Origin of the sequence: Argonema antarcticum A004/B2 (assembly GCF_023333585.1) — a bacterium.
Lineage (GTDB): Bacteria > Cyanobacteriota > Cyanobacteriia > Cyanobacteriales > Aerosakkonemataceae > Argonema > Argonema antarcticum.
This window is the reverse complement of the sequence record NZ_JAIQZN010000106.1, coordinates 1-24,401: the sequence shown is the minus strand read 5'-3', so window position 1 is coordinate 24,401 and position 24,401 is coordinate 1. Positions and strand designations below refer to the sequence as shown.

The window sequence follows — 24,401 nt, the reverse complement described above, 5'->3', positions numbered from 1 at the left end:
GGTGACAACAAACTGTAAAACCCTTACTGCGTGCGGGTTTTACAGTTTGTTGTCACCCCGTCAGGTTAAAAGATTTGTTGAAGATATGGGCTTGAATTTAGTTTTGTACAAATACCTCACATCAAGGGATAGAAGAGAGCAGATTTCTGACTTTGGAAAATTTGCACGCGAAAATTTACCTTGCCAGACATATATGAGTCCGCTGTTTCGTCAATACTTTAAATTAAACTTTGACTTAAACTACGCACTAGATGATTATGTGATTTTGGCGAAAAGATAATGAAAGTAGCATCGATCGCCTATCAATGACCGATCATCCAAGGTCGATCGTGATGATGATGATGCTTGTGCGTTTGAGGCTTTTTACTTTCCGAACGATTTACTACACGAGGTTCCGCACTTTGCTCAATTCGACTGCTCAGCGAATAAGGTGTCATAATCAAACCAGCTACCGAATATATACGTTTAGCAGTAGTCTGACAAATTGGACAAAGCATCGGTTCGCTTGCTTCGCTCATACTACGCAATTCCTCGAAAGTTCCACAATTTTCGCACCGAAATTCGTAAAGTGGCATAACTAATTTTAGATTTTGGATTTTGGATTTTAGATTTGCAGTGTGAATATTCCTTCCTTCTCTTATCCCCCCTCTCCGTTGCGGAGAGGGGGCTAAGGGGTGAGGTTCTTAACTTGGCAACACATTCCTCTCAAAAATTGCCGTCGGAACTGCGATCGTACAACAAGCATTTGGGATATCCACAATGCCGCTAATTCGTCCCTCAACTGGTGCCGAACCCAAAAGCAAATAAATCTGCTCTCCGGTATAACCAAACTTCTTGAAATACTCAATAGCATTCAGACAAGCACGTCGATAAGCAACATGAGCATCCAGATAATACTGTTTCCCCGTAAATTCATCCACAGAAATGCCTTCAAACACCAAATATTCAGAATAACGAGGTTCAACAGGCCCTGGTTTAAAAATTGGATTAATCAGGCCGTATTTTTCTACACCACCCTTAATCAACTCTACATGAAGATCGAGGTAACCAGCCATCTCAATTGCGCCGCAGAACGATATTTCACCATCCCCTTGTGAAAAATGAATATCTCCCATCGAAAGTTTTGCACCTTCGACATAAACTGGGAAGTAAATGCGGGAACCTTTCGACAAATTTTTGATATCGCAGTTGCCACCATGTTCGCGGGGAGGAACAGTTCGTGCTGCTTCTTTGGCAACGCGATCGTATTCAGCACCCTTTAAAGAACCGAGAATTGCATTTTTCGGGTTTGGCAACGCTGCCAAAGGTGGCACTCGGTTTGGGTCTGTCGCTACCAGGTCTGCTTCCCGCTTATTCCAAGTTCCAAGTAGTTCGTGAGAAGGCGCACAACCAATCAAACCTGGATGTGGAATTCCCGCAAATCTTACATCAGGAATATGACGAGATTTTGTATAAATTCCTTGAATATCCCAAATTGCTTTGTGGGCAACCGGGTAATGTTCTGTGAGGAAACCGCCGCCATTTTCCCTAGCGAAAATCCCGGTAAAACCCCATTCGTAATCGAGCAGAGTTCCTACATCCAAGATGTCAACTACTAGAATATCTCCTGGTTCGGCACCGTTGACATGAATCGGGCCGCTCAATACGTGAACGACTGTTAAATCTACATCGCGAACATCGTCTGGACTGTCGTTGTTGCCTATCTGTCCGTCTGTCCAGTCTTTGCATTCTATGCGGAATACATCACCCGGATTGACAGAAACTACTGCCGGAATATCGGGATGCCATCGGTTGTGACCAACCAATGTTTGCTCGCTAAATGGCTTGCTCAAGTCAACTTTGAAGAGAATTTCAGGCATAGTATCACCCTGATTTAGTTACTTTTAGTCGATTTTATTGTTCTTAGCTGAGTTGAGATTAAATTTGTATATGACAGAGCAACTGTATTTTTTGATACAAAAACTCTTGAAAAAATGTAACTATTTATGCGAGTCAAAGAATAAGCTTACTTGAGAAAAATTGAGATTTTTTAAGAATTACTGCATTTTGGCAATAATTATTTGAAATGACTCCCATTTGCACTTCAGCGATAAGGGTTTTTTCCCAGATGGGGAGTGCTGGGGGTATGATGAGAGGATGATCGATAACTTTGAAATCAGGATCGTCTATGGCTTTAATGGTTCCAGAGTCCATACCATCAAAGGCAAGTCAAGGAGAAATAACTTTATACAAAGTACTCTCCGAGAAGTTATCCGACGACTTCTATGTTTGGTATGAGCCAAGTGTCCAAGGTTGTTTACCTTATTTCACTATTCTTGCAGCAAATTTTGGGCTACTTGTCATTAACGTTGCAAATTGGTTCCCTAACCAGATAGTTAGTGCGAATAATGATATTTTCACAATCAAGTTTCAGAGAGAAGGAACTGAGAGGACAGAAATTCAGGAACAGGGGAGGCGTACCCGTCAAAAAGGTATGGCGAGGACAAGCATTCAGCCATCTGCTCTCCAACAGGGAAAGCGCTACTTAGATAAGCTTTTAAATAAACTCCAAACTTATCAGATACTCACCCACCCAGATGGAAAATTAGTATTCCCTATTGGCTTTGGTGCCGTGATGTCTAATATTACAACAGATCAAGCTCGTGAAAATAATATCTACGATCTATTGGGCGAACATCAAATGGTCTACCGAGAGGAATTAATGTCATGGAATAACCTTTCTCAGGCAGAATTAGTGAACCGATTAAAAAGAATCTTTACCGATAAATTACCTGTCCGAACTCTCACAGATGACCAAATCCAAACTATCAAAGGCATTATTTACCCAGAAATAGCTATCAAAGATTTGCCAGCATCTCCCAGCAGCGTTCCTGATGGCGTTGTTCTGAAAGATAATACTTATGTAATTAGCACCTTAGACCATCGCCAAGAGTGTATAGCTAGGGCAATTGGTGAAGGTCATCGCATCATTTATGGTGTAGCTGGTTCGGGAAAAACTTTAATTTTGCTTTGCCGTGCCAAGTTTCTGCTAAATCAAAATCATAACAGACGAATTTTGATTCTTTGCTATAATATCAGTTTAGCATCTCATCTTAAGTCTATTCTGCACGAAGATCCACGAAATCCCCACTTTAAAAAAATTGATGTGATGCACTTTGATGCTTGGGTGGAAAATACAATAGGGAGACAAGAATATAGAAAGCTTCGCCATTTAGTAAACTATGGAGAATATGTGGTAGAAAAAGCTCTAAATCAGCTTAATACATTACCGCAAGCTCGAAAGTATGATGCAATTTTAGTGGACGAAGCCCAAGCATTTTATCCTTATTGGTTCAAATGTTGCGTAGCTGCTCTGAAAGAACCTGAGAATGGCAATCTAATGATTGTCTCGGATGGGAAGCAGAGCTTTTACAAACGTCCGGGGTTCACATGGAAATCGGTAGGAGTCAAAGCAGTTGGTCGGACAACTAGCAGGAAATTTCAGCTTGATATAAACTACCGCAATACAAGAGAGATTCTAGCAGCGGCGTGGAGTTTAGTAAAAAATATACAGGATATAGACGAAGCAATAAATATAGAGAATACCGATGATTCCGAAGTGACATTTCCTATTATTGAACCCAGAGCCGCTGTACGTCAAGGTTACCGTCCCGTTCTGCATATTGTCCAAACAGAACAACAGGAAATAGAATCAGCTATTAGAGAAGTTCAAAAAATACAACAGGAATTTGGCTGCGAGCTAAGAGAAATTGCTGTTTTGTATAAATGGGATGCTATTTTACCAAAAGAGAGACAGTTGTTATATTACCTTACCAAACGATTAAAGAGCTTGGGATTGGATAACTACTGGGTTACAGAAACCAGTAATTCTGAAATAAAATACAGCATTAACATACCTGGGATTAGAATAATGACAACACATAAATCACTTGGGTTAGAATTTAAAGCAGTTTTAATTTTGGGGGTACAAGAATTTTATAGTACTAGATCTCCGGCACCCTTAGTAGCTTTACATCGGAAAAAATTGTATGTCGCCATGACTCGCGCCCAAGATGTTTTGCACGTTTTTGGTTCGGGAAACTCACACTTAATAGAAGAATTGCAGCAAAGTGGAAATTTTGAAATACAATACGAATGATTGAAGTTTCAACCGGATGGCATGGCAACCTCAACTTAGTGTATGCTTCTAGCACTGGGAATACCCAGGTAATTCACGCTAGTTCTCAAGCACCCCTCAAAATCCAACGCCCTTTTTATCCAGAGGGTGCAGATGTTTGTCATAGTGTAATTTTGCATACTGCTGGGGGAGTTGTAGGCGGAGACAGGTTATCTCTCGATTTCCACCTCCAACCGAATGCGAAAGCTTTAATTACTACAGCTGCCGCTAGTAAAATTTATCGCAGCAATGGGTTAGAAGCCAGACAAACTATTAAGATGCAAGTCGATGCTGGTGCTTGTTTAGAGTGGTTACCGCAGGAAACAATTGTTTTTAATGGGGCGATTTATCGGCAAGATTTGCGGGTAGAATTAGCACCGGGCGCAACTTGGTTGGGTTGGGAAATTACGCGATTTGGACGTACTGCTAGAGGCGAGAAATTTTTGCAAGGAGAGTGGCGCAGTCACACAGAAATTTGGCAGGAAAAAAGGCCCTTGTGGATTGATAGACAATGGTTACCAGCAGGGTCAGAAATTATCGATAGTCCGCACGGATTGGGTGGACAACCAATTGTAGCCAGTCTCGCTTGGGTGGGCCGATCGGTCCCACCAGAAATAGTGCAAAAGGCGAGAATGCTTTGGGCCGATCGAGATATCTATCCTACAAGAGGCGAAGCAGGAGTCACCAGACTGGCGGAAGGTTTGTTGTGTCGCTATCGTGGATCTTCTACCACCGAGGTGAGAAACTGGTTTAAAGATGTGTGGCATCTGTTGCGCCTATCCTTTTTGGAACGCCCCAGCTGTGTGCCGCGAGTTTGGCCTTTTTGACACGCTCAGCTAATCTGATACAGTTTAAATGGTATTGTATCTGAAACAGAAAAATAGTTTAACCATGCAACTCACGCCACAGGAAAAAGACAAACTGCTGATTTTTACTGCTGCCCTATTAGCAGAACGACGCAAGCAAAGAGGGTTAACTTTGAATTACCCAGAAGCCGTGGCCTATATTTCGGCAGCGATTTTGGAAGGTGCCAGAGATGGCCGCACGGTAGCAGATTTAATGAGCTATGGCACAACTCTGCTGAGACGGCAAGACGTCATGGAAGGTGTGCCAGAAATGGTGCATGAAGTGCAAGTGGAGGCAACTTTCCCTGATGGTACAAAGCTCGTTACAGTTCACAATCCAATTCGATAAAAAAAGAATGCTGAAATGTTAACAAAACTTTGGAAAGGGATGCGATCGCCACAAGAACGCAAAAATATTAAGTTTGCGATCGCCAGTAAAATGATTAATCCAATTTTAAGAAAAATGGGTTATACCCTGATTGCCGATCATTATTATCAACCCATTCCTAACGAACAAGAAGTTTTAATATATCAAAACAAAGAACGACCGCTAAAATTCATCAATTGGAATCTGGCAGGACAAATAGAATTTGCCAACTACTTGTTGACAAAATATAAATCTGAGTTTAACAATCCAGAAATTATGTCCGTTTGTGGATATAATGAAAAAGTATCTCAAATACGCAGCGGCGATTCCGAATTTTTATATTGCCTAATTAGGGAAAATAGGCCACAAAAAATAATTGAAATTGGTTCGGGAGGAAGTACTCAGGTTATAGCTGCCGCCTTAAAGCAAAACTTTTCTGAAACCAAAGAAAAAGCAAAACTTATCTCTATTGAACCATATCCCTGGGAAAGTATTCAAAATTTTCAAGATAATTACCATAACTTTATGGAATTTAGCTTGCTGGAAACGCCAGTTCAAAATACTGAATTATCGATTTTTGAAACTCTTAAATCAAAAGACATTCTTTTTGTAGATTCCAGCCATGTTTTTAAACAAGGTAGTGATGTTGAATTTGAATTTTTACAGATATATCCTATTTTAAAACAAGGAGTTTTTGTTCATATACATGACATATTTTTTCCATTTGACTATCCTGTAAAATGGAACAACAAGTGGTCGCGATTTTGGAACGAGCAATATTTTTTAGAATTATTTTTACAATTTAACAATAAATTTGAAGTTGTGACATCTTTATCTATGCTCGCCCATTATCAAAATTCAGTTTTATCGGAAAATATTAATGTTTACGAAAAAAACAGAATACCAGGCTCTTTTTGGATGAAAGTAGTTTCTGATTAAGGATTAGTTATGAAAATTGCGTTCATCGTTTACACGGGAATGACTGCGTTAGATTTAATCGGAGTCTACGATCCCCTCACTCGGCTCAAGACAATGGGATTTATGCCAGATTTAGAATGGGAAATTGTAGCTATTTCCCAAGAAGTAAGCGATGGCGCTGGACTTGGTTTTATTCCCACAAAAGTAGGCGAATCCCTGCAAGATTATGACATGGTAATTGTGCCAGGTGGAGTTACTGCTGGAGTCCTGAAATTAATTGAGGAAATGGAGTTAGTTGACTGGCTAAAAACTGCTAATTCTTGCCAGTTTAAAGTTTCTGTCTGTACGGGTTCTTTGCTTTTGGGTGCAGCAGGATTCTTAGCAGGAAAAACAGCCACCACTCATCCCAATGCTTTCAACGAACTTGAGAAATATTGTGCTTCTGTGGTAAACGAAAGAATTGTGGATGAAGGCGGAGTGATTACTGCTAGAGGCGTTACCTCATCTATAGATTTAGGATTATATCTGTGTGAGAAATTTGCAGGTCGAGAGGTAAAAGAGAAAATTCGTCAGCGAATGGATTATCCTTATGGAATATAAACAATTAATAGGAGAGCAAAAATGATTCCAGGAGAAATGATTGTACAAGAAGGTGAAATCGAACTGAATGCGGGGCGTCCTACGGTGCGGTTGCAGGTAGCAAATACAGGCGATCGGCCCATTCAAGTCGGTTCACACTATCACTTTTATGAAGTGAACGAATCACTAGATTTTGACAGAGAACAAGCACGAGGAATGCGCCTCGATATTCCAGCAGGTACAGCAGTACGTTTTGAACCAGGAGATCAAAGAGAAGTACAGTTAATTCCCTTTGTTGGTAGCCGTCAAGTTTACGGTTTCAATGGCAGAATCAATGGCTCATTAGAATAACAAACATGGCTTGTGATGAAATCGAAAAACTGTTGAAAACAATTGTTTGAAAAAAGAGAGTCTGGTTATTTTTGCACTGGAGGGATAGCGCTCAATAATATGCCTAAGATTTTTTCCACATCTCTCAGATAATACTCGACCGTATCGATAGAAACAATTTTACCTTCTAATTTCAAAAATCTCCAATTAGTTCCCGATGTTACGACTCCATAAATTGTTTCAATTTCATTTTCTTCTCGTTCGTTAAACAACTGAGCAGCTAACATCTCCGCTACACATTGTCCCAATCCAGCTTTAATATCTTCTTTTTTTGCTTCTACGAGAGTAATTACCGGGGCGCTGATAAACAGTCGTTCCGGCGATAAACTGATTAAAAAATCGCATATCCCATTCAATCCCCGTTCGGGAGCTACATTAAATTCAGAACCGGAGAATAAACCAATTTGATAATTTAATTGCCGTCTGATTTCAAGTAAAATCGGTGCAATAATCATTTCTGAACGAGCTTTTTCTGTGTTTATATCTACTGCTAATGCTGCATTTTCTTTCAACAAAACTTTCAGAATTTCGCTTGATTCTACTTCGAGTATATCGGTAAATAAATCTAAGTTTTCGTTTAGAGTTAAGTCAAATTGCTTGACAAGTTCCTTGAGTTTGAAATCGCTATAAGCCATCTTAAATTATCTCCTGATTTGATTAAGACTTTCTTGTTGGTTTAAAAATTTTATAGAATATTTTCCTAAATGAAATGGTCAACAATATCATAAGTTATCATTACCAACGAAAGTTGATAGTAAAATTATATACTTGTAAATATAGCAACCGCTCTCGTCGGTTAGGACATTGTGAATTTCTGAAACGTTGGCGGATTCTAAACCCTTCTGACCCTAGTCCCTAGCCCCTAGTCCCTAGCTATAATTACTTGCCCAATAAACCAGGCAGGTTCCCTATTATATCTCCTTATTCATCCGGCAAGAAACTTTCTCCCCATTTCACTTCAACTTTACCGCTGGGGCTAAACACAACCTTAAATTCAGCTACAGGTTTATTGATTACCAGCTTATTAGGTAGTATGAGAGTCTCATCTTTTTCCTTGCCGTCATCGGGTTTAGATAACAATTTGGGTAAGGGAGTAGTTGGAAGTAAATCAATCGCCAGTTTATCGATCGGTTCGTAGGAAACGACCGCTCCTTCCGTATCTACTAGCACCCGATATACTAAATCGCGATCGAAATTGACAGATGTTTCAGTGCTTTCTTTGTTGCTGGAGATTTGCCAATTTTGCACAATTAGTTTTTGCAGATCCTCTTGCAACTTCTGGATCTTTTTCTCATCAGTAATCGCTCGCAGAGAATCGGCAGCGGCAGAGTCCAAACTAGAGGGAATCTCAGAGGGGATAACACCAGCCCCAGCTTTCAGTGCGATCGGTGCTTTGAGACTGTTTTTCTCCAGATCCAGGGCATCGCCGATTAACTCGTTAATTTTTTTCCTGTCACTGACAGTAAGCAATCGATGCTGGAATACTATATATTTATATTCTCTGGAAACCTTGTTCTCAATAACGCCGATCGCTTGTTCGACCGCCTCATGAGCCGCATAGCTGGGTGCTTCATCCACAATTGATTGTAGCGGTTGATTGGGATCGAGCAGCATATTTGCCAATCTGCGAGTTAAAGGAACAATCCCAAACACACTTACCTTTTTCTCTAAACCCAATTCTTTAACTGCTTTGAGAGCAATTTCTGTAGTCATCTCAGAGCCTCCCCACAGAACATTGATATTCGGGTGCTTTTTGAGCATTTCCTTCACCTTATCCACCTCTTCAGGGGTTTTTGCATCCGTCGTTCCCGTTTGCTCCCAAACAGCGCCGGAATCTTTCATCCCTTTCGCAAAGCCCTGCAAATAAGGATAAAGGCGAGTTGAATCTGCCCCATCCACCAGACCCACATTTAGCTCTCTAACCTGTTTCTTCTTATTTGGTTTAGCCCAATTTCCTATATACCTGCCAAGGTCATAACCCATCTGTAAAGAATCGCTTTCATAACAAGCAAATGCAACTTTCTGGGATTCTTTGGGCAGGCAATTACCGATGTTAACCACTACTACACCGGAGACATAAGCCTGGAGAATAGCAGCTACAGATTTTTCCGGGTCTAGCGGTCTCATCACGATCGCATCCACGTCTTGGGTGAGTAGTTGCTTGATCCCTTGAGCTTCTTCCTCAACACTTTCACCCGTCTTAATTGGCACAATTTGAACTTGTTTATTTTCCTTAGCCAGCCTCTCTAAGCCTTGCTGATACAACTTATAGGTCAAGTTATCATTGGGAACGAGAAATCCCACTTTATAGATCTCTGGCGCTTCCTTGATAATTTTTGCTTCCCAGTCCTTGTCTTTGGCGGCTTTGTCCCAGTTGTAAGCTCGTTTCAGTTGATCCACTGACCAGAACTTGGCTCGCTTGAGGTTAGCACGCTCGAATTCAGTGCCGATCGTAATCGTGCCATTTCGCATATCCGCATAGCGAAGCAAAGCTCCCTTAAAGTTGGCTTTGTAGAGATCGGCTCCTTGGAGATTAACACGGCTTAGGTTAGAGCTTTGGAAATTCGCTTCGTTGAGGTTGGCTCCTTGAAGATCTGCCCAAAGCAAGCGAGAATTAATTAATGAGGCTTTTGTCAGGTTGGCATCCCGCAGATAAATGCGGCTCATGCGACTGCTATCTAGATTGGCTTCCTCTAAATTCGCTTTTTCCAGATTGGCAGCTCGCAGAATTGCTCCCTTCAGATTCGCCTTCTTCAAATTTGCCCCTCGCAAATTCGCTCTTTCCAGGTTCGCTCCCTCTAGGTTGGCTCCCTCTAGATTCGCTCCCTCTAGATTCGCTCCCTTTAAATCAGCGCCAGCCAAGTTGGTCTGCGAAAGGTTAAATCCTTCATACCTGTAAAACTGAGGGGGCCATTGGGCAAAAGTTGCCATTCCCAATTGAAATTTGTAGCACTTATTCAGCTCAATGCCTTCTAGGTTGGCCTTGGGAGCCTGTTCTCCTAATATACCTTCGCAGTTCTTGTTGAGGAGCTGGATGGCCTCCATTCTCGATTCAGAATATACAACCTCTTTCTGATTTCTAATTTCTTGTCGCGCTGTATCGATCGCTTCTTGCTGTCGCTGGGGCGCTTCCATGAAGTAAGCCCCCATTGCTGCCAACAGCGTGAATTGGCCAATTACTGTCGCTAAACTATATAGAGAGACATTTTCACACCATTTAACAAAATCTCCCAGCCGTTGGTCTAAAAACTTGACAGGTTTCAGCCACGAATACTCTTGTTTCTTTGGTAATCTTTCTAAATAGTAACTTTCAAACATTCGCCGAAAGCTTTCGGCTGGCATATCTAGCCGTTTTGCCTCCTGTAACAATCTGTACTCTTGTTTAACTGGGTCTGCAATAGCAGCCACTCTGCCAAAGCTGGCGTCTAAATTCTGTAAAACGCTTTCTAGTTCTGATATTTCAGCTTTTTCCTCTTCTGTCCTTTCAATATTTTCCTCTTTTTGTTCTTTTTTCCCCTCTGTCTGTTTCTTAGCCGCAGTCATTTTTTTTAAATGTTGGGTCATGGCGGCTCTGTTGGGTTTAAAACTGCGACCTTTCATAATTTTGTAATGAATTGGGTGAAAAGGTTTGGGTAATGGTAATAAAGATAATCAAGCAACAACTTTACTTACATCTTCATCCTAATTAGGTTTTTTGGTTTTCTTTAGGTCAATGTTGGGGATTAACAAATCCCTCTTAATTTATATCCGCAACCTCTTGAAATTGCTGCTATAAGTATCAAATAACATACTAATTCCGAAACTGCCACATTATTTGACGTGATTTTATGAAACTCAACAATTGGCCAGGATGATGACTCTTCCGTTTTTAGTACGCTGTACGAGATTCCGGGAGCAGAGAAATTCCTGGGAGAGGAAAAGTAAAATGTTACATTAAGAACAATTGCCTACAGACTCCGCAAGATCGATTATGACAAAATTAAAAGGTAGTGAGGAGGTCATCGTATGAATTATAGAATGGATCGCCGTGCTTACGCGGAAACTTTTGGCCCAACGGTAGGCGATCGCATTCGCCTTGCCGATACGGAACTCTTCATCGAAGTCGAACAAGACTTCACCACTTACGGCGATGAAGTCAAATTCGGCGGCGGCAAAGTAATCCGCGACGGGATGGGACAATCCCCCATTTCCAATGCCGATGGTGCCGTCGATCTGGTAATTACTAATGCCTTGATTCTGGATTGGTGGGGGATTGTCAAAGCGGATATCGGCATTAAAGACGGCAAAATATTCAAAATTGGCAAAGCAGGAAATCCCTACATTCAAGATAACGTAGATATCATTATCGGCCCTGGCACCGAAGTTGTTGCCGGGGAAGGATCGATACTAACTGCTGGCGGTATCGATACTCACATCCACTTTATTTGTCCGCAACAGATCGAAGTTGCGATCGCATCCGGCATCACCACCATGCTGGGCGGCGGTACTGGCCCCGCCACTGGTACAAATGCTACCACTTGTACCCCAGGCCCCTGGAATATTTACCGAATGCTACAAGCCGCTGATGCCTTTCCAGTAAATTTGGGATTTCTCGGCAAAGGTAATAGTAGCCAGCCTCAAGCCTTAGAAGAACAGGTGCTTGCTGGGGTAATGGGATTGAAATTGCACGAAGATTGGGGCACAACCCCAGCAGCGATCGATACTTGTCTTAGTGTAGCAGATAAATACGACGTACAAGTAGCAATTCACACCGATACTTTGAACGAAGCCGGGTTTGTAGAAGCCACGATTGCCGCTTTCAAAGGTCGCACAATACACACCTACCACACGGAGGGAGCCGGAGGAGGACACGCGCCGGATATCATCAAAGTCTGCGGTGAAGCGAATGTGTTGCCTTCTTCTACTAACCCGACGCGCCCTTACACCGTCAACACTTTGGACGAACACCTGGATATGCTGATGGTGTGCCATCACTTGTCGCCATCTATACCGGAGGATGTGGCATTTGCGGAGTCGCGGATACGACGGGAAACTATTGCCGCTGAGGATATTTTGCACGATTTGGGCGCGTTCAGTATGATTTCGTCTGATTCTCAGGCGATGGGGCGCGTGGGTGAGGTGATTATTCGCACTTGGCAGACGGCGCATAAGATGAAGGTGCAGCGGGGGAACCTCACCCCCCAACCCCCTCTGGGCAACGGAGAGGGGGAGCAAGAGAGGGCGGACAATTTTCGGGCGAAGCGGTATGTGGCGAAATATACGATCAATCCGGCGATCGCGCATGGGATTTCTCAGTATGTGGGTTCGGTGGAAGAGGGGAAATTAGCAGATTTGTGCCTTTGGAAAGCAGCGTTTTTTGGGGTGAAACCGGAGCTCGTGATTAAGGGAGGTGCGATCGCTTATGCTCAAATGGGAGACGCAAACGCCAGTATTCCTACGCCTCAACCCGTCCATATGCGACCGATGTTTGGTAGTTTTGGCGGTGCGATCGCAGCTACATCTCTAACCTTTGTATCTCAAGCCGCATTACAACGCGATATTCCAACTCAATTAAAGTTACAAAAACAAGCAGTTGCAGTATCGGGAACGCGACAAATTAGTAAGCGGGATATGAAATTAAACGACGCTTTACCTCGGATAGAAGTTGATGCAGAAACTTATGAAGTTAGAGCAGATGGAGAGTTATTGATTTGCGAACCGGCAACGATTTTGCCGATGGCGCAGCGATACTTTTTGTTCTAATTCTGATGACAGAAGTGATAATTGTATGACAGAACAACGCACAGATTACGACAGTCCTTGGAAGGAAGTTATCGAGCAATTTTTTCCAAGCTTACTCGAATTCTTTTTCCCTCTAGCATACGCCGAAATTGACTGGACGCAACCCTATGAATTTCTGGACACAGAACTGCAACAGCTCGAACCAGAAGCAGAAATTGGGCGGCGTCTCGTAGATAAAGTAGTAAAAGTCTGGCTGCTTGGAGGTGAAGAAGCTTGGGTATTAGTCCATGTAGAAGTCCAAGGGCAGTACGATCGCAACTTTGCCGAGCGCATATATAGTTATAATTACCGCTTGTACGATCGCCACAAACGGCGGGTGATCAGCGTGGCGGTTTTGGCAGACGAAGAGGCGAATTGGCGACCTTCAAGCTACGGGTACCAACTTGGAGGATGTCGCGTCAGGTTAGACTTTCCCGTCGCGAAACTTTTGGACTATGAAGCGCAGTGGGAAACCCTAGAGCAAACCACCAATCCCTTCGGTGCGATCGTGATGGCGCACCTGAAAACTAAGGCGACGCACCGAAATCCAGAGAATCGCTTACAGTGGAAACTAAGCCTGGTTAGAAGACTGTTTGAACGGGGGTATAGCCGGAAATATGTTCTGGAATTATTTCGGTTTATCGACTGGGTGATGGTGTTGCCAGAGGAGTTGGCGCGTAGTTTTAAAACAGAAATCAGAAGTTATGAGGAGGCAAATAGAATGCGGTATGTCACCAGTATTGAACGACTCGCAATCCAAGAAGGGATTGAGCAAGGGATTGAGCAAGGGATTGAGCAAGGGATTGAGCAAGGGATTGAGCAAGGGATTGAGCAAGGGATTCTTCAAAACAGTCGCGAAGATGTGATTGAAATCTTGGAAACTCGGTTTGGAGTAGTGCCAACGGATCTTGTGGAGATCGTCAATGGGATAGAGGAGCCATCTGTGCTGAAAATGCTTCATAAAAGAGCGATCGTCATTGGCTCTATAGAAGAATTTCAGCAAGTCCTCAACCAGATTCCATCCGCAGGCTCGGAAACTGTCTGAAACAAGAAAAAATTTCCCTAAAATATGGCGATCTGGTGAAACCAGATCGCGCTTTCTATTCTCAAATGGGATAAGAAATCTCCGATCCGAAACGAGATCAAGTCAGCCCCCAGACTCCATCCCAATCTTCCGATGGGGGATTTTGCAGCAAATATTGACAGCGTTTTAGATACATCATAGATGTCTTGTCATTGGTGTTCATATCTTCCACAACGATCGCAAACTCATTCATCGCACGCCGGAATTTACGATTCAGGTAATGTTCGCGTCCTTGATTGTAATGCTCCATCACTTTTCGCTTCTCTTCAGAAATTGGCTCCGAACGCAACCCCACCACTTCATATATAGCTACTGGTTGGTTTCTACCTTTGGTGTGAATATAGTCAAGCTCTCTAGCCCATATCTGTTCTGAGCAGAATTGATAAGTACTTTTGCTAATAACGATATCGCACCCGTACTGCTTGCTCATTCCTTCTAGGTAAGCGGCGATATTTACGCCGTCCCCAATTACCGTAAACTTGCTTAGTTTGCTGGAGCCAAGATTACCAGCGATCACTGTATCGGCATTAATGCCAATCCCAATTTGAAACGCTGGCTTTTGGGCTCTAACAAGTTTGGCATTAAATTCTTGGAGACGATCGCGCATTTCCAGAGCAGCTTGTACTGACATCCAAGCATGATCTTCTAAAGGCAGGACTGCACCAAAAGTCACCATTATGGAATCGCCAATATATTTATCTAAGGTGCCCCTATGCTTAATAACAGCATCTGACATTACCTCAAAATATTCATTCAGCAGTCTTACCACATCTGCTGGCTCCATCTTTTCAGTCAACGTGGAGAAGCTGCGGATACCTGAGAATAAAATCGAAACTTCTCGGCGATCGCCCTGCAACCTGGCTTCATCCATTCCAAGGAACTCCTCTGTCAATTCCTCAATTTTATAACTGTACATTTTACTCCTGAACCCTTTCTAATTACAGACAATCTTAATCACGACCAAAGCACTGCAAACTTGAGCTGCACCCCTGGTATCCGTGAGTGTACTAATACACTAAATTCCCTTGAAAAAACTTTTGGCGCAATGAGTCACGGCATGGGTGCAATTGACGTAAATCAACATAATGGTGAGATTTGCATCACTGACAGGACTGACTTACTCCTTTCTGGCTCTCAAGAATATCTATAAAAGCCGCAGAGGGGAGGGGGTAAGAGGGGATTTTGAACTTCGGGATGGGTAGCGAAGTAATCTTGCAGGCGATCGCAACCCCTAAAGAGTAGTTAATCTAATGGTATTACGAATGCCAAGATATATCGACAGTACCAAAATTAACTACTAAAGCCACGTTTAAATTTTCCAGAGAATTGATAAACCACCTAATGTCATTTAAAGCCTGAGATTCATAGTGATTAAATAAAATAGAAAATCGTTTTTCCAGATCCGGTTTTACTTTGCGGGAGAGCAGCACTATTTTGAGCAACAATGTCGTTGTCTCCAGCGTGCCGATGTTAGAAATCAGATCGATAAAAACATAGTGATTGGGCTGTTGCGTATTTTCCACTACTATAAAATTGAACAATTGGTTACAAGTACGTACAAGTAGAAATTCTGTCAAATTTTGGGAATCGTTTTCAGGGAAGATATTTTTCAGATATTTAGACAAGCGTTGATTAAATTGACGGTTACCGTATTCCGGCTCAATAGAATCAATTAAATATTCGTATAAATCGGCTTTAAAATTTCGGAAAGATTTCTTCTCGTTTGTATGATTCAAGAATATTTCAGCTAAATCTCGGTAGGTATGCGATCCTTCAACTTTTCCGGCAAATTTATTCAGAGCAGAATACAGTTCGCGATCGCTCAATAAAGTGGGGTTTGACATCGGCTGAATTATCTGCTGTTGCTCAGTTGTCTTCGAGTCAATTTGCTTTGCCCTGATTAAATAAGGTATATATTGAGACAGATTAACTTCAAATTGCCGCTGCTTTTGAGCTTGAATATCCTGGATTGTTTGCTGATGCTCGAAAGAGCTATTTCCAACTAACAGACGATGGGGGTATAAGTAAGGATACCGATGAATCAATTTCGACAATACGGGACTGTCTTCTTTGTTATTTTGATCGGGTGATGGTTCGACAACTTGAACCAAGCGTTGCATAGCCAAATACTCTTCACTTTCGGTAAAGCGACTTACTAGCTGTTGCAACAGTCTGACTATGCGAGAACGAGAAGCTACTGCTTGGAACCGGGATGATGAATTTTTGAATAAAGCGATTAAATCGGCGATCGCAACTTGCTTGTGAAAATGTATTTGCCAGCGGTTTATCAATATATAGCAGCAGCGGCAGAGTATATTCTTAAATACTTCTTCACTGGGTAAGAAGGCGACTATTCTATATAAGGCTGCTTCAATCTCCGGGTCGGGATAAGCAACACCATCAATAAACAATTGCCGAAAACGCTCTACAGACTCGCTAGGCGACTCTTTTTGCACCCAGTATAGTAGGTGATCGTATAACATTTGCTCGTCGCTTATTGTGCGTTGCTCGTTATAAATTTTAGGATCTGGTATTCGCGCTAATGAAGGATTAGTTAGAACAAGACGAGGCGTTGCAGGCACAAGGGAGCGGGCGATCGGCTTTCGTAGGGCGAGCGGTATGGCAGCGAATTTTGTAGGGGATGTAACGGATAATTTGTTTGTTATTTCCAAAGATAATCTATCCATTACATCTGTAACTTCATTCGTTACTAACCATATTTCTTTAAGATTTTTTTTTGTCCCAGAAGCCTTTTCCTGACTGGCGATCAAAAACTGGTAATCCTGAGAGCTTAATTTTTTATCGGCTATCCAAGTTACAGCTTCCTTCAATTCTTTCCCTTGCAAAAGAAGTGTTTCATCCTGACAATTTGAAGCTAACCAGGCTGCTAATGCAGCGCGATAGGGTCGCAAATTACTTAGTTGTTTTTCTAGCCAAATAGAATTGAAAATTACTGCGTAAATACGGTTATAAACTCTCAGTACAGGTTGAGCGTACTTTTTGCCTAGCTGCTTGAGTACCAACCCACTCAGCCGCAATTCCATTTGTTCTGGACTATCATCGACAGGGATTTCACCAGTCAGCAAAATTTGCTGATACAGTGTTAATAGGCTACTGGGATCTGAGCTACCCCGCAGCAGGCGATCGCGTATTGTTCTCAAATGCTCCGGTTCATCCTGCGCTTCCCAGTTTTCAATAATTCGCGATCGCACCAGTTTTTCAACTGACAACCTTTCTGTGCCTGCGGGAATAAAAGAAATCTCCTGAAGAACCAGTTTGCAAACTTTTTGAGTGAGAAACGGTTTACCCCCCGTCCAAGCTAATATCTCTTTCAGCACTGGTTGGGGATTGCTCGTTTTATGCGCTAATCCTTTGGCTAAAGGAAGGCTTTCGTGCAATTGAAACCCGCTTAGTTGAATTGCGCGACCGATATTAAAAGGAGTGCGGTTTTTATCTTGAATTAATTCCGATGGAGCGGCTACCCCAATTAAAGCGAAAGTAAGGCGCTTGTATTGAGGTTGCTCGGCGCGATTGTTATAGCAAGCCCGAATTGCGGCAAAAAAATCATCTACTCGGAAATTTAAGCTGAGAACGCAATCTATTTCATCTATGAAAATAACGATATTTTGGCTGATTTCTACTAACAGTACCTGCTCGATAAACTCGCTGAAGCGTTGTACGGGAGGGATTAAATCGCGATCGCGCCACCAAGTCCGCAAATTAAACTTGTCTGAAAGATTGAAACCGATCGTCAAACTGCGAACCACACCCGCATACCACTGATCTGGGGTAAGATTTTGGCTACCGATCTTCGTTAAGTCGATCGCAGTACAGACAGTGCCTGACTGTTGTAATTGGCACATTGTTTGCACCCGCAAGCTGGACTTGCCCATCTGTCGGGAGTTGAGTACATAACAAAATTCTCCCGCCCTCAAACCCTCGTAAAGATGGGTATCTGCCTGCCGTTGCACGTAGGTAGACGCATCGGCTGGTAGACTTCCTCCGACTTGATACTCGGAGGCTGAGGTTTCTGCGGTGTTCATAGATACATTTGAGATCGAGTTTTGTAAGCGATCGCATTGCTCCAGTTTGGCAAGCCCTATAGCTAAAGCGTAATCCCTAATGTGGCTGTAAGCCAAGGGCGCTGAAAAGTCATTGCCCCTGGGAGGGAGAAAGACCGAGGTGTAGCGCGTAAAATGGAAAAGGACAATCAAGATTTGGCGGTAGAGGAAAAGGAGCGATCGCAATGATTCAAACTGTACCGAGTTTACTAACCTTTGAAGAATTCTTGGACTGGAAACCAGAGAACGGACGCTATGAATTACACAATGGAGTAAGTGTTGAGATGCAGCCTACCGGAGAACATGAAGAAATCACGGAATTTCTGGACTCAGAAGTAACTCTGGAAGCTCGGCGATTAAAGCTACCCTATCGTTTTCCCAAGAGCGCACTCATCAAAGCACCAGATGGAAAATCAGGTTATCTACCGGACGTACTGGTAGTCGATCGTAACGCTCTTTCTGATGAACCGTTATGGAAAAAGTCTTCAACTATTACAAAAGGAAAATCAATTCCCTTAGTTATTGAAGTCGTCAGTACCAACTGGCGGGATGATTACCTGACTAAGTTGAAGGACTATGAAGAAATCGGCATTCCAGAATACTGGATTGTCGATTATTTAGGCTTAGGTGGTTCCCGGTACATCGGTTCTCCCAAACAACCTACGATTTCTATTTACCAACTCATTGAAGGTGAGTACCAGGTACGAAAATTTAGGGAAAATGACCGAATTGAGTCAGCAACTTTCCCAGAGTTGAATTTGACGGCTCTCCAGATTTTTAGAGGTTAAAGATAACCGTTTTCAGTTAAAGATTTTTAATTCAAAAGCCGATCGCAAAAATAAAACCGATATAAATCGCAGCAAGGCGTCACCTCATTACCTTGTAAATGCACCAACCCCATACTGTGTAACTTAAACCCTTGCACCGACTCCAATCGTACCGGAGCAGTCGCAGCAACCACCTCTGTCATCGCTCTCGCCAACTCTGGATGCTGTTGCAAATTCCACAAATGCCGTCGCAAATGGTCGCCATAAAGTCCCGCTTCCGTCGGAGATGTTTGCAACAACTGTTCTAGTGTCATATCCTGTCGACTAATATAATAAAGAGCCAGCCGCACCAGATAGGGATGCCCTCCTACCATTGCCATCAATTTTTCCACCTGGGTAATATTCCAATCCAGGTCGTGCCACCGAGTCAAATCGTAAACTTGCTGAGGGGTAAACTCCGGCAATTCGATCGGCAACCCGACATTAAACGGGGATTGATTGATACTCAGAGGGATATAAACTTCTGTGGAGTGTACGACCACCAAGCGCAATTTTTTCCAGATATCCCGATTCTTTGCATCTTCGTGCCATGCCCGCAAAAGTCCAAAAAAGTCTGCGGCAATTTCAGGATGTTGGAACACATAATCAACTTCATCCAACCCCAAAGCCAGCGGACTCTCTATATTTTCCAACAAATACTCTTCAAAATAAGCCGTACAGTTATCCTTGCTGCCAAAAATATCATCCCAATAATCATTCAACCGATTTGGCAACCGCAATCTTCTGCAAACACTGGCACAAAACCACTTTAAGAATTTATCCAAGTCTGCGAAAACCTTGCCATCTGCCAGCTGAAAACTCAAAGGCACCGTTTGGAAACCAGACTTTGAGGCATGATGGAGAATCCTAGCCATCAGCGATGTTTTACCCATCTGGCGGGGTGCTTTGATGCGGATCAGGGAACCCGGTTGCAAAATAGTTTCGTAGCAGCGAGATTCTAGAGGCGGTCGTTCCACATAAAAAGCAGAAGCTAAATCTACTTGACCTTCTGGCAATTCGGGAATTTGGGGCAACTCCGGCACCGCCATCGGCACTGGTTTGCCATCTAGCCCACACAAAGCCGGGGGCGTACTCTGCACAGTTTCCGGCGATTCCTCCGGTACTCGACCTTCTCCTACCAAACTCAGAATTTCTTGCACCATAGTTGAGGTATCGGCGGGCGATCGCCACTCTCGCTGCTGAATCCGGTTTAAATAACCTCGCAGATTGTAATTCAACGGCGAAGTCAGCGGAAATTTGACGCGGATCGGTAAAATCGCTGGCTTACCATCTGGACTGGCATCCCGCAACTCCTTAGCCCGTCGCACCTCCTCTGTCACCATTTCACTGGTTACAGACTGCTCTGACAGCAGCAACAATAAGTAATCGCACTGCTTTAATTCCGTATCTATCCGAGCGGGCCATCCTTCTCCCAGTCGAATGCTATGTCCGGCCATAAATGCTTCGTGTCCGGCTGCTTTTAAGGCTTCATAAAACTGCTGCGCGAGGATAACGTCTGGATCGGAGCTGCGATAGCTCATAAAAACTCTTTTAGGCTTGCATAACGGCGGAATTTGGTAGACTAGCGTAGATTCCGCAATCCCCTTTAGCTCCCGCACCTCCTTATACATTCCTGGCAACGGTAAGTGATTTTTGACCACATCGTAGACCGTCTGCGAAATGCAAATGCCTCCCGGTTTCGCCGCCACTTGCAAGCGAGCAGCCATATTCACCCCATGTCCCTTGACTTGAGTACCGACGCAGGCTACATCGCCTAAATGAATCCCAATCCGATGCTTCAGCACATCTTGCGGGGGTAGTTCCGCCGCCGCGACGAAAAATGCTTTTTGAATCTCAAGGGCACAAGCTACGGCATTAACTGCACTTGCAAAGCACATGAACAGTCCATCACCCGTGTCGGCGACCACCCTACCTTGAAATCGCTGACAAAATTCCGTCATCAGCTGAAGGTCTCGGTTGGTTAAAGCCAAGGTATGAGCCTGGTCGGCGGCCATCTTGGAAGTAAAGTTCTCCACGTCTGTAAAGACGATCGCAGCTAGGGCACTGTCTGCTCCCAAATTCAGCAGTGCTTCGTTTTTTGTGGGTTCCATAGGTGCAGCGTCGCGAATACCGGCGGACTGAGCGATAGTCTAATGAGTACAGTTTAATAGCATTCTGGGGGCGAAAATGTTTAAATCATCTGTATATAAGACGTACTCAAGCCGATCGCTAGATCCAGCGCCACTCAGTATCCAGTTTTAAAACTTTTGACGCTATGATTAAATTCTTTGGAAGTCTTTATTCCACAGGCACTCCAGGCCAATGGGTAAAACCGCGCCGCCGGAATCCTTCGTGGGGGTGAGGTAAAGTCATCTCGTAAAGGAAAAAATAATACTAAAGATAATTGACAAAAATGAACAGTTAACAGTTTTATGGTCAAAACTTCCGACACTATGAATCTTTCTTCTTTGTTGCCATTTAAAAAAGCCGATCGCATCTTAGTCGTAGATGATTCTCCCGATAACGTTTTTCTCATCCAAGCTATTTTGGAAGAAGAGGGATATAAAATTGTCACAGCAGCAGATGGCCGTACCGCACTCGCTAAGGTCGAGGAATCCCCCCCAGATTTAGTATTGTTGGATGTGATGATGCCCGGAATGGATGGCTTTGAAGTCACCAAGCGCCTGCGCGACAATACCTCATTGCCCTTTATCCCCATTCTGCTGATTACCGCCTACGACCACCTCAGCGTAGCGAAAGGGTTAGACACTGGTGCAGATGACTTTATCCGCAAGCCAGTGGAAGTGGACGAATTGCTGGCGCGAGTACGCAGTCTCCTCCGACTCAAGCACAGCATCGACGAACGCGACCAAATTGCCCGTCAGCGAGAAGATTTTGTCTCCCGGCTTACCCACGATTTGCGAACTCCTTTGATAGCCGCAGATAGAATGCTGAGTTTAATGCAGCAGGGAGCCTTGGGAGAACTATCACCCACGATGAATGAAACCCTCGACATAATGGCTCGCAGCAACAAAAACCTGCTGGCGATGGCCAATACTTTGCTAGAAGTGTATCGTTACGAAGCCGGACGCAAAAATCTAAACTTCTCTCCTGTTGACCTACAAGATCTACTTCACGAAATTGTCAAAGAACTTACCCCTTTAGCCGCTCAAAAAAACCTGTCTTTGAATTTGGATATAGATCGAAATGCAAAGGGTGACCCAGGGGCGAGAAGTGTGGTAGAGTGCGATCGTCTGGAACTCCACCGGGTTTTCACCAATTTGATTGGCAATGCGATCAAATTCACAGATACTGGTTCGGTAAACGTCCGTCTGACTAATACAAATGGCGCTGGTAATCCCGGCATACCACAAGTAATCGTTGAGGTAGAAGACACCGGTCCAGGTATATCTCCTGAAGAACAAACAATCTTATTTGAACGGTTTCGTCAAGGCAAACACAAACATTCCGGCAGCGGTTTGGGGTTGCACCTGTCTCGCAGAATTGTCGAAACCCATAACGGAAACATTGAACTTAAGTCAGAGGTAGGTAAGGGAAGTCTATTCATTGTCCGCATCCCAGTCAAGCACTCAGGGAATTCTTAACTTTAGTCGCTAGCTATCATGATCTTCAGATTCCAGACAGCCGACAACTGTTTTTAGATCGGCTAAAATTGACCTAATACCTGTAAAATATTGCATAACCCTTTCAATTTGTCTAGTTTCCGAAAAAGATCATGATAGCTCAACTAGAAGTTAACAATCTTGTCCGCCAGCAGCGTAATTTTTTCAGCACCGGCCAGACAAAAGATGTATCTTTTCGCATTGAAAAGCTCAAGTTCTTAAAGAAGACAATTTTAGAGCATAAAGAAGCTATTCTCAATGCACTTAAAAGTGACCTGAACAAACCTCGATTTGAAAGTTATGTTACGGAATTGTTAGTTGTCAAAGAAATTGATTATGCGATTAAGCATATTAAATCTTGGACAAAACCTCAGCGAGTCGCAACTCCTCTAGAGCAATTTCCATCTTCAGCACTAATTTATCCAGAACCACTAGGAATTGTTCTGATTGTTAGTCCTTGGAATTATCCATTTAATCTGATGATTTCGCCTTTAGTAGGTGCGATCGCAGCCGGAAACTGTGCTATTTTAAAACCTTCAGAAATTGCCCTACATACCTCTCATCTTCTAGCAGATCTTTTCAATAAAAACTTCGATACTGCCTATATAGCAGTTGTAGAAGGAGACGTAGAAACCAGCCAACAGTTGTTAAAAGAAAAGTTCGACCATATCTTTTTTACCGGCAGCATAGCAGTTGGCAAAATCATCATGTCAGCGGCAGCAAAACATCTCACACCAGTCACCCTAGAACTCGGCGGCAAGACTCCTTGTATTGTCGATGCCGATGTCCACATCGAACGCGCTGCCAGAAGAATCGCTTGGGGCAAGTTTATTAATGCCGGTCAAACTTGCGTAGCACCTGATTATCTTTTAGTCGATAAAACAATTAAAAAAGACTTTTTAGATAGCATCAAAAAGTGTATTCAAGAATTTTATGGCGACAATCCCGCCAAAAGTCCTGACTATGCCAGAATTATCAATAAAACACACTTTAATAGACTGGCAGCATTCCTAAACGATGGCAAAATTATCGCTGGCGGTCAAACCGATGTCGAAAATAACTACATTGCCCCAACAGTGATAGATAATGTATCCTTAGATGCACCAGTTATGCAAGAAGAAATCTTTGGCCCGATTCTTCCAGTTATCGAGTACAACGATTTAACAGCAGCGATTTCTATTGTTAATGAACGACCAAAACCTCTAGCCCTCTACTTCTTTTCCAAAAACAAAAACCATCAAGAGCAAGTTTTGCGGGAGACTTCATCAGGTGGCGTCTGTATTAACGATACCGTCATGCACCTTGGCGTCCCAGAACTACCCTTTGGCGGAGTCGGTGACAGCGGTATGGGAAGCTATCACGGCAAAGCCAGTTTTGATATTTTTTCCCATCAAAAAAGCGTGCTGAAAAACTCTTTCCTGATGGATATAAAGTTCCGCTATGCTCCATACTATGAAGGTAAACTAAATCTGATTAAGCGAATCATGGGCATTTAGCGCCTCTCCCCAAGCCCAAATTACCACCTGCGATCGCAAGATTAGAAATAGACTTCTCCAGAAATTAAAGGTGCGTTAGCTGAAACCCTTGTAGAGACGTTGCATGCAACGTCTCTACATTCTTTGAAAGGAGAAGTCTAATAGACTTCTCCAGAAAACATTGTATTGATTTGTCTGAAGGGGCGACAACTATAGCTCAAAAGTAGACTGGATAAGCATTTCAGCCCTTCGACCTCGCTGATAATAAGGTTGTTTATGAGGACTTAAAGACCTGACGGGGTGACAACAAAGGGGCAACCCCCTACAGCGGGCGGGG

General features: G+C 43.2%; 18 protein-coding genes and 1 pseudogene. 12 read left to right on the top strand and 7 right to left on the bottom strand.

Going from position 1 to position 24,401, the window contains the following annotated elements:
- A pseudogene (locus tag LAY57_RS29910) lies at nt 1-280 on the top strand (hypothetical protein); the annotation flags it as partial.
- A 22-nt stretch (nt 281-302) separates the two neighbouring features.
- Here LAY57_RS29910 and LAY57_RS29905 read toward each other — a convergent pair.
- Nucleotides 303-575: an FmdB family zinc ribbon protein gene (locus tag LAY57_RS29905; protein ID WP_249070829.1), complete on the bottom strand. Its 273-nt coding sequence runs from the start codon at nt 573-575 to the stop codon at nt 303-305.
- 108 nt (nt 576-683) lie between these two features.
- A complete protein-coding gene (gene fmdA / locus LAY57_RS29900; RefSeq protein WP_249070828.1) occupies nt 684-1,859 on the bottom strand; it encodes a formamidase in 1,176 nt (391 codons plus the stop codon).
- Nucleotides 1,860-2,167: 308 nt separating this feature from the next.
- Between fmdA and LAY57_RS29895 the strand changes: the two genes are divergently transcribed.
- The 6 genes from LAY57_RS29895 (at nt 2,168) to LAY57_RS29870 (ending at nt 7,216) form a co-directional block, all read left to right on the top strand.
- Complete coding sequence (locus tag LAY57_RS29895; RefSeq protein ID WP_249070827.1) at nt 2,168-4,138, top strand: DEAD/DEAH box helicase; 1,971 nt, start codon at nt 2,168-2,170, stop codon at nt 4,136-4,138.
- Nucleotides 4,135-4,983, top strand: a complete 849-nt coding sequence (locus LAY57_RS29890) for an urease accessory protein UreD (RefSeq protein ID WP_249070826.1) — start codon at nt 4,135-4,137, stop codon at nt 4,981-4,983. The genes LAY57_RS29895 and LAY57_RS29890 overlap by 4 nt, the downstream gene beginning before the upstream one ends.
- Nucleotides 4,984-5,047: 64 nt before the next feature.
- Nucleotides 5,048-5,350 carry an urease subunit gamma gene (gene ureA / locus LAY57_RS29885; protein WP_249070825.1) on the top strand — a complete coding sequence of 101 codons (303 nt, stop codon included), beginning with the start codon at nt 5,048-5,050 and terminating at the stop codon, nt 5,348-5,350.
- 15 nt (nt 5,351-5,365) lie between these two features.
- Nucleotides 5,366-6,307: a class I SAM-dependent methyltransferase gene (locus tag LAY57_RS29880; RefSeq protein ID WP_249070824.1), complete on the top strand. Its 942-nt coding sequence runs from the start codon at nt 5,366-5,368 to the stop codon at nt 6,305-6,307.
- 9 nt (nt 6,308-6,316) lie between these two features.
- Nucleotides 6,317-6,886, top strand: coding sequence for a DJ-1/PfpI family protein (locus LAY57_RS29875; RefSeq protein WP_249070823.1), 570 nt, complete (start codon nt 6,317-6,319; stop codon nt 6,884-6,886).
- A 21-nt stretch (nt 6,887-6,907) separates the two neighbouring features.
- On the top strand, nt 6,908-7,216 hold the full coding sequence (locus tag LAY57_RS29870) for an urease subunit beta (protein ID WP_249070822.1): 309 nt from the start codon (nt 6,908-6,910) through the stop codon (nt 7,214-7,216).
- 65 nt (nt 7,217-7,281) lie between these two features.
- Here LAY57_RS29870 and LAY57_RS29865 read toward each other — a convergent pair whose 3' ends face one another.
- Both LAY57_RS29865 and LAY57_RS29860 read right to left on the bottom strand, forming a co-directional pair.
- Nucleotides 7,282-7,890: a hypothetical protein gene (locus LAY57_RS29865; protein ID WP_249070821.1), complete on the bottom strand. Its 609-nt coding sequence runs from the start codon at nt 7,888-7,890 to the stop codon at nt 7,282-7,284.
- A gap of 286 nt (nt 7,891-8,176) precedes the next feature.
- Nucleotides 8,177-10,819 (bottom strand): pentapeptide repeat-containing protein, encoded by a 2,643-nt coding sequence (locus tag LAY57_RS29860; RefSeq protein WP_249070820.1) that lies wholly within the window; start codon nt 10,817-10,819, stop codon nt 8,177-8,179.
- 441 nt (nt 10,820-11,260) lie between these two features.
- On the opposite strand from LAY57_RS29860, the gene ureC reads away from it, so the two are divergent.
- Nucleotides 11,261-12,997 (top strand): urease subunit alpha, encoded by a 1,737-nt coding sequence (gene ureC, locus LAY57_RS29855; RefSeq protein WP_249070819.1) that lies wholly within the window; start codon nt 11,261-11,263, stop codon nt 12,995-12,997.
- Nucleotides 12,998-13,022: 25 nt separating this feature from the next.
- The gene (locus LAY57_RS29850; protein ID WP_249070818.1) at nt 13,023-14,060 is read left to right on the top strand and encodes an RpnC/YadD family protein; all 1,038 of its coding nucleotides are present in this window, start codon (nt 13,023-13,025) and stop codon (nt 14,058-14,060) included.
- 97 nt (nt 14,061-14,157) lie between these two features.
- Here the strand turns inward: LAY57_RS29850 and LAY57_RS29845 are convergent, their stop codons facing one another.
- Both LAY57_RS29845 and LAY57_RS29840 read right to left on the bottom strand, forming a co-directional pair.
- The gene (locus LAY57_RS29845; RefSeq protein WP_249070817.1) at nt 14,158-15,015 is read right to left on the bottom strand and encodes an adenylate/guanylate cyclase domain-containing protein; all 858 of its coding nucleotides are present in this window, start codon (nt 15,013-15,015) and stop codon (nt 14,158-14,160) included.
- A gap of 340 nt (nt 15,016-15,355) precedes the next feature.
- Nucleotides 15,356-18,142 (bottom strand): Sll1247 family protein, encoded by a 2,787-nt coding sequence (locus LAY57_RS29840; RefSeq protein ID WP_249070816.1) that lies wholly within the window; start codon nt 18,140-18,142, stop codon nt 15,356-15,358.
- Between the two features lie 203 nt (nt 18,143-18,345).
- On the opposite strand from LAY57_RS29840, the gene LAY57_RS29835 reads away from it, so the two are divergent.
- Complete coding sequence (locus LAY57_RS29835) at nt 18,346-18,948, top strand: Uma2 family endonuclease (RefSeq protein WP_249070815.1); 603 nt, start codon at nt 18,346-18,348, stop codon at nt 18,946-18,948.
- 26 nt (nt 18,949-18,974) lie between these two features.
- Here the strand turns inward: LAY57_RS29835 and LAY57_RS29830 are convergent, their stop codons facing one another.
- On the bottom strand, nt 18,975-21,077 hold the full coding sequence (locus LAY57_RS29830; RefSeq protein ID WP_249070814.1) for an AAA-like domain-containing protein: 2,103 nt from the start codon (nt 21,075-21,077) through the stop codon (nt 18,975-18,977).
- Between the two features lie 342 nt (nt 21,078-21,419).
- Here LAY57_RS29830 and LAY57_RS29825 point away from each other — a divergent pair, with 342 nt between their 5' ends.
- Nucleotides 21,420-22,571 (top strand): hybrid sensor histidine kinase/response regulator, encoded by a 1,152-nt coding sequence (locus tag LAY57_RS29825; protein WP_338022519.1) that lies wholly within the window; start codon nt 21,420-21,422, stop codon nt 22,569-22,571.
- 131 nt (nt 22,572-22,702) lie between these two features.
- Nucleotides 22,703-24,085, top strand: a complete 1,383-nt coding sequence (locus LAY57_RS29820; RefSeq protein ID WP_249070812.1) for an aldehyde dehydrogenase — start codon at nt 22,703-22,705, stop codon at nt 24,083-24,085.
- Nucleotides 24,086-24,401: the final 316 nt, after the last annotated feature.